At 54.7% G+C, this 17,191-nt stretch carries 15 protein-coding genes; 8 read left to right on the top strand and 7 right to left on the bottom strand.

The features are described 5' to 3' along the window. Nucleotides 1–6: 6 nt before the first annotated feature. Nucleotides 7–1,332: a PTS sugar transporter subunit IIC gene (locus tag SK51_RS08765; protein WP_006811828.1), complete on the bottom strand. Its 1,326-nt coding sequence runs from the start codon at nt 1,330–1,332 to the stop codon at nt 7–9. A gap of 299 nt (nt 1,333–1,631) precedes the next feature. Here SK51_RS08765 and SK51_RS08760 point away from each other — a divergent pair, with 299 nt between their 5' ends. Next, nucleotides 1,632–2,669: a LacI family DNA-binding transcriptional regulator gene (locus SK51_RS08760; RefSeq protein ID WP_023306860.1), complete on the top strand. Its 1,038-nt coding sequence runs from the start codon at nt 1,632–1,634 to the stop codon at nt 2,667–2,669. On the opposite strand, the gene lysA is transcribed toward SK51_RS08760, so the two are convergent. Continuing rightward, a complete protein-coding gene (lysA, locus tag SK51_RS08755; RefSeq protein WP_023306861.1) occupies nt 2,639–3,901 on the bottom strand; it encodes a diaminopimelate decarboxylase in 1,263 nt (420 codons plus the stop codon). The genes SK51_RS08760 and lysA overlap by 31 nt on opposite strands. 120 nt (nt 3,902–4,021) lie before the next feature. Here lysA and SK51_RS08750 point away from each other — a divergent pair, with 120 nt between their 5' ends. After that, a complete protein-coding gene (locus tag SK51_RS08750; RefSeq protein ID WP_022649247.1) occupies nt 4,022–4,948 on the top strand; it encodes a LysR family transcriptional regulator in 927 nt (308 codons plus the stop codon). Here the strand turns inward: SK51_RS08750 and SK51_RS08745 are convergent. Next, nucleotides 4,943–5,635: an aspartate/glutamate racemase gene (locus SK51_RS08745; protein WP_023306862.1), complete on the bottom strand. Its 693-nt coding sequence runs from the start codon at nt 5,633–5,635 to the stop codon at nt 4,943–4,945. The two genes, SK51_RS08750 and SK51_RS08745, sit on opposite strands and share 6 nt — an antisense overlap. Nucleotides 5,636–5,770: 135 nt before the next feature. Here SK51_RS08745 and SK51_RS08740 point away from each other — a divergent pair, with 135 nt between their 5' ends. Then, entirely contained in the window at nt 5,771–6,094 is a 324-nt protein-coding gene (locus SK51_RS08740) for a cupin domain-containing protein (RefSeq protein WP_022649249.1), read from the top strand. A 33-nt stretch (nt 6,095–6,127) separates the two neighbouring features. Here SK51_RS08740 and wzz(fepE) read toward each other — a convergent pair whose 3' ends face one another. After that, nucleotides 6,128–7,264, bottom strand: coding sequence for an LPS O-antigen length regulator Wzz(fepE) (gene wzz(fepE), locus SK51_RS08735; protein ID WP_023298520.1), 1,137 nt, complete (start codon nt 7,262–7,264; stop codon nt 6,128–6,130). A 543-nt stretch (nt 7,265–7,807) separates the two neighbouring features. Between wzz(fepE) and SK51_RS08730 the strand changes: the two genes are divergently transcribed. Genes SK51_RS08730 through SK51_RS08715 form a run of 4 tightly spaced genes read left to right on the top strand, consistent with a single transcriptional unit; the run spans nt 7,808 to nt 12,033 of the window. Further along, complete coding sequence (locus SK51_RS08730) at nt 7,808–8,698, top strand: carbohydrate ABC transporter permease (protein ID WP_003862825.1); 891 nt, start codon at nt 7,808–7,810, stop codon at nt 8,696–8,698. Further along, nucleotides 8,691–9,593: a carbohydrate ABC transporter permease gene (locus tag SK51_RS08725; protein WP_022649251.1), complete on the top strand. Its 903-nt coding sequence runs from the start codon at nt 8,691–8,693 to the stop codon at nt 9,591–9,593. The genes SK51_RS08730 and SK51_RS08725 overlap by 8 nt, the downstream gene beginning before the upstream one ends. A 12-nt stretch (nt 9,594–9,605) precedes the next feature. Next, on the top strand, nt 9,606–10,733 hold the full coding sequence (locus tag SK51_RS08720) for an ABC transporter ATP-binding protein (protein ID WP_048206647.1): 1,128 nt from the start codon (nt 9,606–9,608) through the stop codon (nt 10,731–10,733). Nucleotides 10,734–10,746: 13 nt separating this feature from the next. After that, nucleotides 10,747–12,033, top strand: coding sequence for an ABC transporter substrate-binding protein (locus SK51_RS08715; protein WP_023298522.1), 1,287 nt, complete (start codon nt 10,747–10,749; stop codon nt 12,031–12,033). 70 nt (nt 12,034–12,103) lie between these two features. On the opposite strand, the gene araE is transcribed toward SK51_RS08715, so the two are convergent. The 3 genes from araE to kduI all read right to left on the bottom strand — a co-directional run bounded on the left by araE (nt 12,104) and on the right by kduI (nt 15,493). After that, nucleotides 12,104–13,519: an arabinose-proton symporter AraE gene (gene araE, locus SK51_RS08710; protein ID WP_023298523.1), complete on the bottom strand. Its 1,416-nt coding sequence runs from the start codon at nt 13,517–13,519 to the stop codon at nt 12,104–12,106. A gap of 312 nt (nt 13,520–13,831) precedes the next feature. Further along, the gene (gene kduD, locus SK51_RS08705; RefSeq protein WP_003862835.1) at nt 13,832–14,593 is read right to left on the bottom strand and encodes a 2-dehydro-3-deoxy-D-gluconate 5-dehydrogenase KduD; all 762 of its coding nucleotides are present in this window, start codon (nt 14,591–14,593) and stop codon (nt 13,832–13,834) included. A 63-nt stretch (nt 14,594–14,656) separates the two neighbouring features. Continuing rightward, on the bottom strand, nt 14,657–15,493 hold the full coding sequence (gene kduI / locus SK51_RS08700; RefSeq protein ID WP_023306864.1) for a 5-dehydro-4-deoxy-D-glucuronate isomerase: 837 nt from the start codon (nt 15,491–15,493) through the stop codon (nt 14,657–14,659). Nucleotides 15,494–15,793: 300 nt separating this feature from the next. On the opposite strand from kduI, the gene SK51_RS08695 reads away from it, so the two are divergent. After that, nucleotides 15,794–16,969 carry an oligogalacturonate lyase family protein gene (locus tag SK51_RS08695; RefSeq protein WP_023298524.1) on the top strand — a complete coding sequence of 392 codons (1,176 nt, stop codon included), beginning with the start codon at nt 15,794–15,796 and terminating at the stop codon, nt 16,967–16,969. The last annotated feature ends 222 nt before the right edge of the window (nt 16,970–17,191 follow it).

Here is a 17,191-nt window from a genome sequence, read left to right as displayed (position 1 = left end):
GTATCCTCATGCGTTATCGGTGGCTTGTTGCAGTGCGGCCTGCTCTGCGCGGCGTGAAGCAATTTTCACAAACGGCAGATAGATAATCACCGCGGTCACGATGCAGATAAACTGGGTGATCACCGCCCCCATGGAGCCCGCCGTTGACAGCCAGGCGTTGATCAGCGGCGGCGTGGTCCAGGGCACCATCACCACGGCTTTCCCGGCAAATCCGGTCACGGTGGCAAAGTAGCCAATCGAGCCCGTCACCAGCGGCGTGATGATGAAGGGGATAGCCAGGATCGGGTTGAGCATGATTGGCATACCGAAGATCACCGGCTCATTGATATTAAAAATACCCGGCCCGATGGAGAGCTTGGCTATCTCCTTCATCTCTTTACGTTTGGTGGCAATCATGACGGCTATCAGCAGGCCGATGGTCAGGCCGGAGCCGCCGATGCTCATATAGACGTCCCAGAACGGCATGGTGATGATGTTTGGCACCTCTTTGCCCTGCTCGAACGCGCTCATGTTAACGGTGATTGCCCCCAGCAGCAGCGGCTCGCGGATCGGCTTGATCATCTGGTTGCCGTGAATACCAATCACCCAGAACAGCTGGGCGACAAACATCAGCAGAAGGATCCCCGGCAGGCTTTGCACCACGCGCTCCAGCGGCTGTTGCACCACCTGGTATACCGCGTCGTAGAGATACATGCCGGTAACCTGATGAAACACGAAGCCAAAGGTGGCGATGGCGGTGGTGGTGATAATGGCCGGGATCAGCGCAGAGAACGACGCGGCAACGTTCGGCGGCACCGTGTCCGGCATCCTGATTTTCAGCCCCTTGCGGTTTTCCAGCCAGCAGTAGATCTCCACCGACAGGATGGCGATAAACATACCGAGGAACAGGCTGCGGGTATCTGAGAACTGGCGCAGCAGCACATCTTTCACCACGTGCATCTCACCGTCCACCAGCATTTCCACCGTGGTCGGCGTCACGCAGATAAAGCAGATCACCGCCAGCAGGCCGGGGAACAGGGACTTAATGCCGTTAATACGCCCCAGCTCAATGCCGATTAAAAACACCGCGCCGATGTTGAGAAAGTTCAGCGTGGCATAGTTGAGCGCGCTGGTGATCGGCTTTAAGGCCGCGAGAAACGACAGCGACTGAAAGCTCGCCAGACCGTTTTTCGGATCCAGCACCATATTGGAGATCAATACCGAGAACGCCCCCACTATGATGACTGGCATTAAGGTAATAAACGCAGACTTGATCGCCTGGATATAGCGATAGCTGTTGAAGGTAGTGGCAAAACTGCCCAGAGCGTCGATCAGTTTTTCCTGAAATGCCATAGGGTAATACCTCAGTAAAAGGGCTTTTATTGAATAAGGTGTACAGCCGGATACTATTGGTATGCCAAAAATAGCGTCCACAGGCGATTTGTTCTGTGATTAAGCTCCCAACGCCGTTAGAGGTATTCCAGATTATGATTTATCACCATTTTGGTATACCAATGGCAGGCATTTATTCCGCGGGCGATGATCGTTACTGAAAAGCGTGATCGTTATGGGGTTTTGTCCTTCCCACGTCGCTTATGCGCCGGATGGTCTGTGTTAAACTGCAAACCATTACGTGGAAACAGGAATTTCGAATGGCAACAATGCTGGATGTCTCACTGCGTGCGGGCGTGTCGAAGGCCACCGTTTCGCGCGTGCTGAACGGCACAGGTCAGGTTAAAGAGAGCACGCGCCAGCAGGTATTTCGCGCGATGGAGGAGCTGGGCTATCGTCCGAACTTTCTCGCGCGCTCGCTGGCTAACCAGACCAGCAACAGCATCGGTCTGGTCGTCTCGACGTTCGACGGTTTTTACTTTGGTCGTTTGCTACAGCAGGCGTCACGGCAGACCGAAACGCACGGTAAACAGCTGATTGTTACCGACGGTCACGATGCCCCTGAACAGGAAGAACTGGCGGTGCAGATGCTCGCCGACCGCAAGTGCGACGCCATCGTGCTTTACACGCGATACATGAGCGAAAAGACGATCCTGAAGCTGATCAACAGCGTGCAGACGCCGCTGGTGATCATTAACCGCGAAGTGAGCCAGGCGGCGGATCGCTGCGTCTTCTTTGAACAGCAGGACGCAGCCTTCAAAGCGGTGGATTACCTGATAAGCCAGGGCCATCGGGAGATCGCCTGTATCACCGTCCCGATCCACACCCCAACGGGTAAAGCGCGGCTGATGGGCTACCGTAAGGCGCTGGAGAAGCACGGTATTCGTCTCGATGAGCGGCGGATTAAATACGGCGATGCAGGCATGATGCGGGGTTACGAGCTGTGCAAGGAGCTGATTGCGGAAAAGACATCGTTCAGCGCCCTGTTTGCCTGTAACGATGACATGGCCCTGGGCGCCTCCAAAGCATTACACCAGGCCGGGCTGAAGATCCCGCAGGATATTTCGCTGTTTGGTTTTGACGATGCCCCCAGCGCAAAGTGGCTGGAGCCTGCCCTGTCATCGGTGTATTTGCCGATCGACAACATGATCGTGACGGCGATCGACCAGGCGATCCGGCTGGCAAAAAACCAGCCGGTTGAAGCGATCCCACCGTTCACCGGCACGCTGGTGTTACGCGATTCGGTGACAACAGGGCCCTGGTTTAATCAGACCAGCTCTAACGCCAGCAGCTCCTGAATGGTCTGGCGACGGCGAATCAGCCGCGCCACGCCGTTATCAAACAGCACTTCCGGCAGCAGCGGACGGCTATTGTAGTTCGAAGACATAGACGCCCCGTACGCACCGGTATCATGCAGCACCAGATAATCTCCCGGTTTTACCTCTGGCAGCGAACGGGTTTCGACTTTCCCGCCTTCCTGCTGAGTAAAGACGTCACCGGATTCACACAGCGGGCCGGCAACAACGGTCTCGATGCGCGGGGCGTTGACCAGATCGCGGCCATCGGCGGCAAGCGCGGTGATGTGATGATAGCTGCCGTACATGGACGGGCGCATCAGGTCGTTGAAGCCAGCATCAATCAGCACAAAGTGACGGCTTCCCATCTCCTTCACGCTCCGCACCTGCGCCACCAGCACGCCAGCTTCGGCGACCAGGAAACGACCCGGCTCAATCTCCAGCTTCACCGCATGGCCCAGATGAGCGGCGATGCTGTCACGCGCGGCGCTCCACAGGCCGTAATAGTGATCCGTGTCGATCGCCTCTTCCCCTTCGCGGTAAGGGATCGAAAGCCCTCCCCCGGCGGAGATCGCCTCCAGATCCTGACCAAAATCGATAACCTGACGCACCATCGCGCCACAGACCTGCTCAAGATGGCCATAATCCACGCCGGATCCGATATGCATGTGAATACCCACCAGCTTAAGGTTGTAACGTTGTAAAACCTCCAGCGCCGCAGGCATATCGGCATACCAAATCCCGTGCTTGCTGTTTTCGCCCCCGGTGTTGGTTTTCTGACTGTGACCGTGACCAAAGCCCGGGTTGATGCGCAGCCAGACGCGATGGCCCGGGGAAACCTGCCCAAGCTGTTCCAGCATATCCACCGAACCGGCATTCACCGGGATTTGCAGCTCGTGCACGCGCGCCAGCGTGGCGTCGTCTATCAGGTCAGCGGTGAAGACGATCGCGTCGCTATCGGCCTTTGGATCAAACCCGGCCGCCAGCGCACGTTCGATTTCACCCAGCGATACGGAGTCAACCTTCACGCCCTGCTCGCGCATCATGCGCAGAATATGAATATTGGAGCAGGCCTTCTGCGCAAAACGCACCACGTCAAACTGATGCAGCGCGGCGATTTTCTCGCGAACAATCTGCGCATCGTAGACCCACACCGGACAGCCGAATTCGGCAGGCAGGCGCAGCAGGTTATCGGCGTTTAAATCGGTTTCGGTCTGGTTGAGCGGGCGTGGCATGGTCGTCTCCGGTATTCTGTTTTTTATCATTACGCCATAGCCTGAAGAGAATAAAAAATATCGTTTTATCGTGAGTCTATGCAAAAATGATATGGAACACGCTCAGCCATCAGGTGCCCTATGCCCGCCGTTAACCTACGCCATATCGAGATTTTTCATGCGGTGATGACCACCGGCAATCTCACTGAAGCCGCGCAGATGCTGCACACCTCGCAGCCGACGGTCAGCCGCGAGCTGGCGCGTTTTGAGAAAGTGCTGGGGCTGAAGCTGTTTGAACGCACCCGCGGCAGGTTGCATCCAACGGTGCAGGGTTTACGTCTTTTTGAGGAGGTTCAGCGCTCCTGGTACGGGCTGGACAGGATCGTGAGCGCGGCGGAGAGCCTGAGGGAGTTTCGCCAGGGCGAGCTGTCCATCGTCTGCCTGCCGGTCTTTTCTCAGTCATTCCTGCCGGTACTGCTACAGCCGTTTCTGGCCCGCTATCCGGAGGTCAGCCTGACCATCGTGCCGCAGGAGTCGCCGCTGCTGGAGGAGTGGCTTTCGGCCCAGCGCCACGATCTGGGTCTGACCGAAACCCTCGTCACGCCAGCGGGAACGGAACGCACGGAGCTGCTCTCGCTGGATGAGGTCTGCGTGCTGCCTGCCAGCCACCCGCTTGCTTTCAAAGCAGTTCTGACCCCGGCAGATTTTCACGGTGAGAACTATATCAGCCTGTCGCAGACCGACAGCTACCGGCAGCTTCTGGATGGCCTGTTTGCCGAACATCAGGTGAAGCGGCGGATGGTGATGGAAACGCACAGTGCGGCATCAATTTGCGCGATGGTGCGCGCGGGCGTGGGTATTTCGGTGGTGAACCCGCTCACGGCTATGGACTACGCCAGCAGCGGCGTGGTTCTGCGCCGTTTTAGCGTTTCCGTTCCCTTTACCGTAAGCCTGATCCGCCCGCTGCACCGGCCCGCCTCAGCGCTGGTTGATGCCTTTAGTGAACACCTGATTGCGCACGCGCGTCAGGTGGCGCTTCGCTTACCTGACCTGCAAAAACCTTTATGACAGCATAAACTCCACCGCATCCGCGGCATGGATGGCGGCGGTATCAAAGACCGGTATCGGGCTTTGGTCTGCCGGCACCAGCAGGCCAATTTCGGTACAGCCGAAGATGACTCCTTCCGCCCCCTGCTGCGCCAGTTTCTCAATCACGCTGACGTACCAGGCGCGCGAAGCTTCGCTGAAGGTGCCGAGGCACAGTTCATCAAAAATAATCTGGTTAATGCGCGCCCGGTCTGCCTCCTCCGGGATCAGGCTTTCAATCCCGAACTGGCTACTCAGCCGCCCGCGGTAAAAATCCTGCTCCATGGTGTAGCGCGTCCCCAGCAGCGCCACGCGCGTCATGCCGGCGGCACGTATGGCACGCCCGGTGGCATCCGCGATATGTAAGAACGGCAGCGAACAGCGGTCTTCAATATGCGACGCCACCTTATGCATGGTGTTGGTACACAGCAGAATACCCTGCGCGCCCGCACGCTCCAGGCCAAGTGCGGCGTCTGCCAGCATTTGCCCGGCTTTGTCCCACTCCCCGCTCGACTGGCAGGCTTCTATTTCATGGAAATCCACGCTGTGCAGCAGCAGGCTGGCCGAATGCAGACCGCCCAGACGCTGTTTGACGCCTTCATTAATCAGGCGGTAGTACGGGATCGTTGATTCCCAGCTCATGCCCCCTAACAGACCGATCGTTTTCATCTTTCCTCCTGTACGTTTCACCCAGTGAAGCAAACTTGTGATCGCCTTTCCAGTTATTTGGCTAAACGTTTTCTTTTCGCTGCGGCTGAGATAAGTTAAATGAAACAATGTTTCATTACATAACAGGGCGAAAATATGTTTATTTTCCATAAAGAGACCACGCTTGAGGATTTGGGCAACGGCGTGACGCGTCGTATTCTGGCGCACGATGGCAGGATGATGGCGGTGGAAGTGAATTTCGAGCAAGGTGCGATTGGCCCGCTGCATAACCACCCGCATGAGCAGCTCACCTACGTTCTCTCGGGGGAATTTGAGTTCACCATTGGCGAGGAAAAGCATGTGGTGACGGCGGGCGACACTCTCTATAAAAAGCCGCACGTGATGCACGGCTGCGTTTGCCTCAAACCCGGCACCTTGCTGGATACCTTTACGCCGGTACGCGAGGATTTCCTGAAATAAAAAAAGGCGCTCATCAGAGCGCCTTTTTTCATGTTATTCCGTAACCGGCTCAGGAAGTTGTTCCGGCAGCGGGTTGCGGGAGCGCATTGCTTCGCGCAGCAGCACGCTGCCACAGGCGAACAGCCCACCCAGAATACCCGCCAGCAGCACGATCAGTGCTTTGCCCGGGCCATCTTTTTTCACCGGCATAGAAGGAGAGAGCTGGTATTTGAACGGCTCCAGGCTCACGTCTTCGAAGGAGAGTTTTTGCAGCTGCGCCAGATAGTATTCGCGGTTCTGGAAATCGGCGTTCAGCTCAGAAACATCCTTCAGATTTTTTTCAATCTGCAATTTCTGCGCAATCCCGTCCGCGCCGAGCGCGACGGAGTAATCCGGATCGTCTTTCACCGCCTGTCCGTTACTGTAAACCGGCTTTTTGATCCCTGCCGCGTTCGCCACTTCCAGCGAGTAGTTAAGGCGTTGCAGGTTGGTATTGTGGATATTGGTCAGTCGAACCCGATCCAGCTCCAGCTGCTGCTGAACCGTTTTGGTTCTCAGGATCAGCTGATCGCGGATGTTTTGCATGGTCTCCTGCTCGACGATGCGGGAAATGTACTGAATGTAACCATTCAACACTTTCTGCGCGTCCTCTGCCGTTGGGGCAGTGAAGCTTAACGTCCAGGAGAGATACGGTGCTTTATCAGCATTTTTTTCCTGGGTGTTATCAATAGCCTTCATCTTTTCGGCGATATTGACCACCGCGCGGTGCAGCTCCAGCGGGTCAACCTCGGCGCCATCGAGCTGAGCCATCACGTAAGGAGAGCTCTTCATGTACTCTTCAAGCAGGGACTGAGACTGAAACTTTTTGATAAACAGATTAAATACATCCGCACGGGTAACTTTAACGTCCACATCAAGCACCTGCAGCGTCACCATCATCTGGCGCAGCGAACTCCACTGCGTCTGTTCCGCTGGCGTAATGACCGCTTTACTGGTCCATTTTTGCGGTATCAGGAAGGCGATTGCCAGGCCGACCAGTGCAAATGCAAACACAATGGTAATGATGCGTTTTTTTGCTGCCAGCAGGACGTCCAGCAGACCCAGGAGATCTATTTCTTTAGCGCTGACCGCCGGGGGAGCATAGTGAGGAAAGTTGAGATCCGTATGTTGTTTGAAATCCATTGCTGACATAACTGTTCTTCTTTTAAGGATGCAGTGAAATTCTGCCTGACTGGTTCCGGTTTGAGAAATCATACAAGAATTTAAGAATTATCTGAATGCCGAATTGGTACATCTGTAGACCTGCTATCAGATCTGGTAGTTAGCCACGCTGCGTGACTATTGTTTTTCCCGTTTCCACTTGTGCTTCGTATCGCCTCCTCGCAGCCCCGACGAACGTCCGTGAAAAGGCAAAAATGCCACCTCCCTCACTATATTGAAACAGCGTTTCGACGCTGATCACATTTCCATCATTAAGCGAATGACGCAGAAATAAATCGCAATAATATAAAATAAAACGATGTTTTAGTATCCAAGAACGGCGGTTCAGCTCTTTTGAAACCCAACGCATTTAGCGCAAAGAGGAAGGCAAAAAAGCGTTAAAAAACAATTTTATATTTAGCCGACGCCAGATATTGCACCCTAAAACTCAGCTCTCATGCCGCGCGATGCGGGCCTGGGAAGATGTAACAAAGCAGATTCCGTTTTAAACCATTGATCGCCAGGTAGGTATGTATGAATGAAAACAAGCTGCTGGGGCTCGCATGGATATCACCCTACATCATCGGGTTGATACTCTTTACGGCATTCCCCTTCGTCTCATCATTTTTCCTCAGCTTTACGGATTACGATTTGATGAGTCCGCCGGTGTTTAACGGCATCGAAAACTATCGCTACATGTTTACCGAAGACACGCTCTTCTGGAAATCAATGGGCGTGACCTTTGCATACGTATTTTTAACCATTCCGTTAAAGCTCGCCTTCGCATTAGGGATTGCCTTTGTCCTGAACTTTAAATTACGCGGCATCGGATTTTTCCGTACTGCCTACTATATTCCGTCGATCCTCGGCAGTTCCGTCGCCATTGCCGTATTGTGGCGCGCCTTATTTGCGATCGATGGCCTGCTGAACAGCTTTATCGGCGTATTTGGTTTTGACCCGGTGAACTGGCTGGGTGAACCGTCACTGGCACTAATGTCCGTTACCCTGCTGCGCGTCTGGCAGTTCGGTTCCGCGATGGTCATCTTCCTGGCCGCGCTGCAAAACGTACCGCAGTCCCAGTATGAAGCGGCGATGATCGATGGCGCATCGAAATGGCAGATGTTCATGAAGGTGACCGTGCCGCTGATTACGCCGGTGATCTTCTTCAACTTCATCATGCAGACCACGCAGGCGTTCCAGGAATTTACCGGGCCGTACGTGATCACCGGCGGCGGGCCGACCTATTCGACCTACCTGTTCTCGCTCTACATCTACGACACCGCGTTTAAGTATTTCGATATGGGTTATGGCGCGGCGCTGGCGTGGATCCTGTTCCTGGTGGTGGCCGTCTTCGCCGGTATCGCCTTTAAGTCGTCGAAATACTGGGTGTTCTACTCCGCCGATAAAGGAGGCAAAAATGGCTGATATTCAACAACTCTCCACGGCAAGAAGCATCGCCGAACGCGAAGTAGCCCGCACGCTGCGCAGAGAGAAAATCAATGCCACCGTTCGCTATGCGATCCTGCTGTTTGTCGGCCTGCTGATGCTTTACCCGCTGGTGTGGATGTTCTCCGCGTCGTTCAAACCGAACCACGAGATCTTCACCACCCTGAGCCTGTGGCCTGCCCATGCCACCTGGGACGGCTTCATCAACGGCTGGAAAACCGGCACCGAGTACAACTTCGGCCACTACATGCTGAACACCTTTAAGTATGTGATCCCGAAAGTGATCCTGACCATTATCTCCTCCACCATCGTGGCGTATGGCTTTGCCCGCTTCGAGATCCCGTGGAAGAAGTTCTGGTTCGCCACGCTCATTACCACCATGCTGCTACCCAGCACCGTGCTGCTGATCCCGCAGTACCTGATGTTCCGTGAAATGGGCATGCTGAACAGCTATATGCCGCTGTACCTGCCGCTGGCCTTCGCCACCCAGGGGTTCTTCGTCTTCATGCTGATCCAGTTCCTGCGCGGCGTCCCGCGTGACATGGAAGAGGCGGCGCAGATTGACGGCTGTAACTCCCTTCAGGTGCTGTGGTACGTGGTTGTGCCGATCCTTAAACCGGCCATTATCTCCGTCGCCCTGTTCCAGTTCATGTGGTCCATGAACGACTTTATCGGGCCGCTGATTTATGTCTACAGCGTGGATAAATACCCGATTGCACTGGCGCTGAAAATGTCCATCGACGTCACCGAAGGGGCGCCGTGGAACGAAATTCTGGCAATGGCGAGCATCTCCATTCTGCCATCCATCATTGTCTTCTTCCTGGCACAGCGCTACTTCGTACAGGGCGTCACCAGCAGCGGAATTAAAGGTTAAGAGGGAAATACCATGGCTGAAGTTATTTTCAACAAGCTGGAAAAGGTCTACTCCAACGGTTTTAAAGCGGTACACGCTATCGATCTTAAAATCGCCGAAGGGGAATTCATGGTGATCGTCGGCCCATCCGGCTGCGCCAAATCCACTACTCTGCGCATGCTGGCGGGACTGGAAACCATCAGCGGCGGCGAGGTGCGTATCGGCGACAACATCGTGAACAACCTCGCGCCGAAAGAGCGCGGGATTGCGATGGTGTTCCAGAACTACGCCCTCTATCCACACATGACGGTGCGCGAGAATCTGGCCTTTGGCCTCAAGTTGAGCAAGCTGCCGAAAGATCAGATTGAGTCCCAGGTGAATGAAGCCGCTAAAATTCTTGAGCTTGAAGAGCTGCTTGACCGCCTGCCGCGCCAGCTTTCCGGCGGCCAGGCGCAGCGCGTGGCGGTAGGCCGTGCGATTGTGAAAAAGCCGGATGTGTTCCTGTTCGATGAGCCGCTTTCAAACCTCGACGCCAAACTGCGCGCCTCAATGCGTATCCGTATTTCCGACCTGCACAAGCAGCTGAAGAAATCCGGAAAACCGGCCACCACCGTTTACGTGACCCACGACCAGACCGAAGCGATGACCATGGGCGACCGCATCTGCGTGATGAAGCTCGGCCATATCATGCAGGTGGATACGCCGGACAATCTCTACCACAAGCCGAAGAACATGTTCGTAGCGGGCTTTATCGGCGCGCCGGAGATGAATATACGCAAAAGCGTGCTGGTCGAAAAAGCGGGACAGCTGCACATCGCCATTGGTGATGAAAGCATGCCGCTGAACGCGGAGAAGCAGGAGAAAGTCGCCGCTTACGCGGGTCAGGAGATCTTCTTCGGCGTGCGTCCGGAATTTGTGTCGCTCTCTGATGAGCCCTTCCCGAACGGCGGCTGTAGTGGGGAGATGGTGCGCGTTGAGAACATGGGCCACGAATTCTTTGTGTACCTGAAGGTCGCGGACTACGAACTGACCGCCAGAATCCCGTCCGATGAAGCTAAACCAATGATTGATAAGGGACTTCATCGTAAGGTGTATTTCACGTTTGATATGAATAAGTGTCATATTTTTGACGCAAAAACTGAACAGAACCTCTCTCTCTGATGGAGTGATAAAAATGAAAAAAGTGCTTTTAAGCGCAGCTATCTCCGCGACCCTGGGCCTTACCGCTTTGCCATCGATGGCGCAGAATGTGGATTTACGGATGTCCTGGTGGGGCGGCAACGGCCGTCACCAGGTCACCCTGAAAGCGCTGGAGGAGTTCCATAAGCAGAACCCGGACATCAACGTGAAAGCGGAATACACCGGCTGGGACGGTCACCTCTCCCGTCTGACCACCCAGATTGCGGGTGGAACCGAGCCAGACGTAATGCAGACGAACTGGAACTGGCTGCCGATCTTCTCCAAAACCGGTGACGGCTTCTACGATCTGAACAAGTTGAAGGAGGTGATCGACCTGTCGCAGTTCGATCCCAAAGAGCTGCAAACCACCACCGTGGATGGCAAGCTGAACGGCATTCCGATCTCGGTGACGGCGCGGGTGTTCTACTTCAATGACGAAACCTGGAAAAAAGCGGGTATTGCGTACCCGAAAACCTGGGACGAGCTGATGGCGGCCGGTAAAACCTTCGAGAGCAAGCTCGGTAAGCAATACTATCCGGTGATCCTGGAGCACCAGGATACGCTGGCGCTGCTGAATTCGTACATGATCCAGAAGTACAACATTCCTGCGGTGGATGAGAAAACCAAAAAGTTCAGCTACACAAAGGAACAGTGGGTGGAGTTCTTCCAGACCTACAAAAAGCTGATCGACAGCCACGTCATGCCGGACACCAAATATTATGCCTCATTTGGTAAGAGCAACATGTATGAGATGAAGCCGTGGATCCAGGGAGAATGGGGCGGCACCTATATGTGGAACTCCACCATCAACAAATATTCCGACAACCTGAAGCCACCGGCGAAACTGGAGCTGGGCAGCTACCCAATGCTGCCGGGCGCCACCGACGCGGGCCTGTTCTTCAAACCGGCGCAAATGCTGTCGATTGGTAAGTCGACCAAAAACCCGGAAGCGGCGGCGAAGCTGATTAATTTCCTGCTCAACAGCAAAGAAGGGGTCGATACGCTGGGCCTTGAGCGTGGCGTACCGCTGAGCAAAGTAGCGGTGCAGTATCTGACTGAAGACGGCACCATTAAAGAGGACGATCCTTCCGTGGCAGGCCTGCGTCTGGCGCAGTCGCTGCCGGCGAAACTCACCGTCTCGCCATACTTTGACGACCCACAGATTGTGGCGCAGTTCGGTACTTCTTTGCAGTATATCGACTACGGCCAGAAAACCGTGGAAGAGACGGCCGCTGACTTCCAGCGTCAGGCGGAGCGTATTTTGAGACGTGCGATGCGGTAAACACTAAGCCGTTTACCGGGCCTACACGGTATCGTAGGCCCGGTAAGCGAAGCGCCACCGGGCAATTACATTACACGCCGATATTACGTAGTTTCTCCCCTCTCATCAGCTTGCGTTCAATATGCTCCAGGGTCACGCCCTTGGTTTCGGGGATCAGCCAGAAGGTCACACCGATAAACGCCACGTTCAGCACCGTATAGAGCCAGAAGGTGCCTGCCGCGCCAATCGCATCCAGCAGCGTCAGGAAGGTCGCGCCAATGATCATGTTCGACACCCAGTTGGTGGTGGTGGAACAGGTGATACCAAAGTCGCGGCATTTCAGCGGCTGTATTTCAGAGCACAGGATCCACACCACCGGCGCGGCGCTCATCGCGTAACCGGCGATACACATCATGGTCATGCCCACGGAGAGCCAGGAGAGGCCGCTTGACGCCGTGCCGTTATCGAACTGCATCAGGCAGTAGCCAAGGATTAAGGTGCCGAGCGCCATCACGCTAAAGCCAATTTTCAGGGCGGGTTTACGTCCGGCCTTATCAACGGTGAACACCGCGATAAAGGTGGCGAACATAAAGGTCAGCCCCACCACCAGCGTGGCGATCATCTGCTGTTCGGTGGTGGTAAAACCGGCCATTTTAAAAATGCGCGGGGCGTAATACATAATGATGTTCATCCCCGTAAACTGCTGCATCGCCTGTAACAGCATGCCGAGGAACACTGCGCGGCGCACGTTGCGGTTCGCCTTAAACAGGGACCAGCCGCCCTGCTTCAGCTTCAGGCTTTCGCGGATTTCGTTCAGCTCTTCACGCGCTTTTTCAGACGTGTCGCGCAACATGCGCAGCACCTCTTCCGCCTCCACGTGACGCCCTTTTTGCGCCAGCCAGCGCGGGCTGTTCGGCAGGAAAATGACTAACACAATCAGCAGCAGCGCAGGCAGCGCCAGCACGCCAAGCATTGCCCGCCAGTTGCCGCTGTAGCTGAAGTACGTATCCGACAGAAACGCCAGCACGATACCGAGCGTCACCATCAGCTGATACATACTGATCATCTTCCCGCGCACGTTCTCACTTGCCATTTCAGAGAGATAAAGCGGCGCGGTGTAGGACGCGATACCCACCGCTACGCCAAGCAACACGCGTGAAAGCAGCAGCACTTCTATGTTTGTCGCAAACGCGGAGCCGATGGAGCCTGCGACGAACAGGATCGCCCCAACCATCAGGCTGTATTTGCGCCCGAGACGGAACGACAGCCAGCCGTTAAACAACGCGCCGATGGCCGCGCCCAGCATCATGCTGCTCACCACCCACTCTTGCAGGCGGTTGCTTAACGTAAAGTGGTCGGTAATAAAGGGCAGTGCGCCAGCGATAACGCCGATATCCAGACCAAACAGTAGACCGGCTACGGCGGCCGCAACAGAAACAAACTGGTTCATGCGTCGGGTATCGCGCAGCGCAGCGGGCATAAGGGTAGAGTCATTTATAGATGTCATAGTTTCCTGCCTCAACAGCGAAATTCGTTAAGTGAAATTACGAGATACCGGAAGAAAGTGTCAGGTCGGAACTGGTGAAGATATGGATTATTTCGCTACGACATACCGTTCTGTGATGGACATTACAATTTCAAATCAGGGTGGTTTAACCTTATTTTTTATTAATTAGTTAATATTTAAGCAATAAATGTGTGATACCCGTCATTTATTCCTTTTTAGTATGGATTTTTCATCTTTAAGGATATGGATAAAGCCAATTTTGGCGCAAAAAAAACCTCCACCCGAGGGCAGAGGTTCTTTATTAAGGCTGAATTAACGTGCCAGCCAGCCGCCGTCAACGGCGACGGTATAGCCGTTAATGTAATCCGAAGCCGGAGAAGCCAGGAACACAACCGGGCCCATCAGATCGCTCGGCAGACCCCAGCGACCCGCTGGAATACGTTCCAGAATTGCCGCGCTGCGCTCTTCATCAGCACGCAGCTGCTGGGTATTGTTGGTGGCCATGTAGCCCGGCGCAATCGCGTTGACGTTGATATTGTGCTGCGCCCACTCGTTCGCCAGCAGACGGGTCACGCCCATCACGGCGCTCTTCGATGCGGTGTAAGACGGTACGCGGATGCCGCCCTGGAAAGAGAGCATGGAGGCAATATTGATGATCTTGCCGCCTTTCCCCTGCGCGATGAAGTGCTTCGCAGCCGCCTGGGACATAAAGAACACGCTCTTGATGTTCAGGTTCATCACGTCGTCCCAGTCCGTTTCGCTGAAGTTAATCGCATCTTCACGGCGAATCAGGCCCGCATTGTTGACCAGAATATCGATATGCCCGAACTCCGCCACCGCGCGATCCAGCAGTTCAGGGATCGCATCGATTTTGCGCAGGTCCGCGGTCAGGCTCAGGAAACGACGGCCCAGCGCGGTGACGCGCTCGATGGTTTCCGTTGGCTCTACGATGTTAATCCCGACGATATCACAGCCCGCTTCCGCCAGACCTAACGCCATACCCTGCCCCAGCCCGGTGTCACACCCGGAAACCACAGCCACTTTACCCTGCAGAGAAAATGCATCCAGAATCATGTTTGTTCCTTAATCGTTCAGCGCCTGTCACCAACAGGCAGATGTGTGCTTAACTGCCTGCGACTAGCGCAGATCCTTAACAGCGACGTGGTCCATGTCATCGAAGACCTGGTTTTCACCGACCATACCCCAGATAAAGGTATAAGCTTTCGTTCCCACGCCAGAGTGGATGGACCAGCTTGGCGAAATGACCGCCTGCTCGTTGTGCATCACGATATGGCGAGTTTCCTGCGGCTGTCCCATCATGTGGAACACGCAGGCATCTTCATCCATGTTGAAGTAGAAATAGACTTCCATGCGGCGCTCGTGGGTATGGCACGGCATGGTGTTCCACAGGTTGCCCGGCGCAAGCTCGGTCAGCCCCATGCTGAGCTGGCAAGTTTCCAGCACATCCGGTACGAAGTATTTATTGATGGTGCGGCGGTTGCTGGTGAGGTTGTCACCAAGGGTCACCGGGGCAACGTCCGCTGGCGTGACTTTTTTGGTTGGGTAAGTCGTATGAGCCGGGGCGCAGTTGTAGTAGAACTTCGCCGGTTTGCAGCCATCGATGCTGGCGAACACCACTTCTTTCGCGCCTTTGCCGACGTACAGCGCGTCACGGTGACCAATTTCGTAGCACTGGCCATCGACGGTTATGGTGCCCGGCCCGCCAATGTTAATCACGCCCAGTTCACGGCGTTCGAGGAAGTAGCTCACGCCCAGCTGTTTGCCCACTTCACCGCCCACGGAGACGGTTTTCGCCACCGGCATAATCCCGCCCACAATAATGCGGTCAATATGGCTGTAGACCATGGTGTACTTGTCGGCTTCGAACACTTGCTCAACTAAAAACTCACTGCGCAGCCCCTGAGTATCCAGCGTTTTTGCGTGCGCACTGTGGATGCTTTGTCTGACGTCCACGTAAACCTCCAGAATTAATCGTGCCCGAAGGCAAAGATGAATAACGAAACAATGTTCCGTTTTCGTGATGAACACATATTATCCCCTGTACATGGGGTTTTCAATTACATTTAAAACAACGTTTCATTTTTTCTGTATGTTTATGCCAGAAATGGTGTTTCGATCACGATAAATCTTTAAGCCCCTCAATCTGGTTAAAGAAACTGAGAATTTGCGCTGTCAGTCACACATAATGAAACGATGTTTTGATAATTTAACACCTAGTTTTCAACCTACATTACGCGTTCAAAGGAGTGCATTATGGCTAAAGGTATGCGGGTCAAGCTGAACTACGAGGTCAGCCGCGATCCGGATACAGGCGTGGAAGTTACCCGCCTGACCCCACCGGAAGTAACCTGTCATCGCAACTACTTTTACCAGAAGTGCTTCTTTAACGATGGCAGCCACCTGCTGTTCGCCGGGGAGTTCGACGGTCACTGGAACTATTACCTGCTGGATCTGAAAAACGCCGAAGCGGTGCAGCTGACCGAAGGCGCGGGCGATAACACCTTTGGCGGGTTCCTCTCTCCGGACGATCAATCCCTCTACTATGTGAAAAACGATCGCACCCTGCTTGAGGTGGATTTACAGACGCTGGCAGAGCGCGAAGTGTACCGCGTCCCGGAAGAGTGGGTTGGCTACGGCACCTGGGTCGCGAACAGCGACTGCACCAAACTGGTAGGTATTGAGATTGCCAGACGTGACTGGACGCCACTCAACGACTGGAAAATTTTCCACGACTTCTTCCACAAAGGGCCGCACTGCCGCCTGCTGCGCGTTGATCTAAAAACGGGTGAAAGCACCACCATCCATGACGAGAAGATCTGGCTGGGACATCCGATTTATCGCCCGTTCGATGACAATACCGTGGCCTTCTGTCATGAAGGGCCACACGACCTGGTTGACGCCCGCATGTGGCTGGTCAACGAAGATGGCAGCAACGTGCGGAAAGTGAAAACGCACGCGGAAGGGGAAAGCTGCACGCATGAATTTTGGGTGCCGGACGGGTCCGCGCTGATCTACGTCTCTTACCTGAAAGGTCAGCAAGGTCGTACCATCTCCCGCTTCAATCCGGACACCGGCGTGAATGAAGCGGTAATGAACATGCCCGCCTGTTCGCACCTGATGAGCAACGTTGACGGCACCATGCTGGTTGGCGACGGTTCCGGCACGCCTGTCGATGTGAAAGACACCGGCGGCTACACCATTGATAACGATCCTTATCTGTATGCCTTTGACGTGGCGAAGAAAGCCTATTACCGCATTGCCCGTCATGACACTTCCTGGGCTACGGTGGCGAACAGCCGCCAGGTAACCCACCCGCATCCGTCCTTCACGCCGGACGAAAAAGCGGTGCTGTACAGTTCCGATAAAGACGGCAAACCAGCCCTCTATATCGCGAAACTCCCCGAGCAACCTGAAATGTTGCATGCCTGAATGAGTTAGTGTTTCTGTAACTGGCCTTGCCCTCCGATTCGGAGGGCTTTTTTTTGGGTGATTGCGGCGCTTTTTGCCGGGTGGCGCTAACGCTTACCCGGCCTACGAAACGACTGATTGGAGAGAAAGTGTATGCCGGGTAGGCGCAGCGCCACCCGGCATACGAAACGACGGAGTGGAAGGAAAGTGTAGGCCGGGTAAGCGCAGCGCCATCCGGCGGTT

Source organism: Enterobacter sp. MGH85, assembly GCF_001037655.1.
Taxonomy (GTDB): domain Bacteria; phylum Pseudomonadota; class Gammaproteobacteria; order Enterobacterales; family Enterobacteriaceae; genus Enterobacter; species Enterobacter intestinihominis.
The sequence above is the reverse complement of the archived record's forward strand: the minus strand, read 5'-3'. Positions and strand labels throughout refer to the sequence as shown.

What these genes read in the sequence shown, in the direction of transcription:
- SK51_RS08765 (WP_006811828.1), bottom strand. Translation starts at nt 1,332, where the DNA reads ATGGCATTTCAGGAAAAACTGATCGACGCTCTGGGCAGTTTTGCCACT.
- SK51_RS08760 (WP_023306860.1), top strand. Translation starts at nt 1,632, where the DNA reads ATGGCAACAATGCTGGATGTCTCACTGCGTGCGGGCGTGTCGAAGGCC.
- lysA (WP_023306861.1), bottom strand. Translation starts at nt 3,901, where the DNA reads ATGCCACGCCCGCTCAACCAGACCGAAACCGATTTAAACGCCGATAAC.
- SK51_RS08750 (WP_022649247.1), top strand. Translation starts at nt 4,022, where the DNA reads ATGCCCGCCGTTAACCTACGCCATATCGAGATTTTTCATGCGGTGATG.
- SK51_RS08745 (WP_023306862.1), bottom strand. Translation starts at nt 5,635, where the DNA reads ATGAAAACGATCGGTCTGTTAGGGGGCATGAGCTGGGAATCAACGATC.
- SK51_RS08740 (WP_022649249.1), top strand. Translation starts at nt 5,771, where the DNA reads ATGTTTATTTTCCATAAAGAGACCACGCTTGAGGATTTGGGCAACGGC.
- SK51_RS08730 (WP_003862825.1), top strand. Translation starts at nt 7,808, where the DNA reads ATGAATGAAAACAAGCTGCTGGGGCTCGCATGGATATCACCCTACATC.
- SK51_RS08725 (WP_022649251.1), top strand. Translation starts at nt 8,691, where the DNA reads ATGGCTGATATTCAACAACTCTCCACGGCAAGAAGCATCGCCGAACGC.
- SK51_RS08720 (WP_048206647.1), top strand. Translation starts at nt 9,606, where the DNA reads ATGGCTGAAGTTATTTTCAACAAGCTGGAAAAGGTCTACTCCAACGGT.
- SK51_RS08715 (WP_023298522.1), top strand. Translation starts at nt 10,747, where the DNA reads ATGAAAAAAGTGCTTTTAAGCGCAGCTATCTCCGCGACCCTGGGCCTT.
- araE (WP_023298523.1), bottom strand. Translation starts at nt 13,519, where the DNA reads ATGACATCTATAAATGACTCTACCCTTATGCCCGCTGCGCTGCGCGAT.
- kduD (WP_003862835.1), bottom strand. Translation starts at nt 14,593, where the DNA reads ATGATTCTGGATGCATTTTCTCTGCAGGGTAAAGTGGCTGTGGTTTCC.
- SK51_RS08695 (WP_023298524.1), top strand. Translation starts at nt 15,794, where the DNA reads ATGGCTAAAGGTATGCGGGTCAAGCTGAACTACGAGGTCAGCCGCGAT.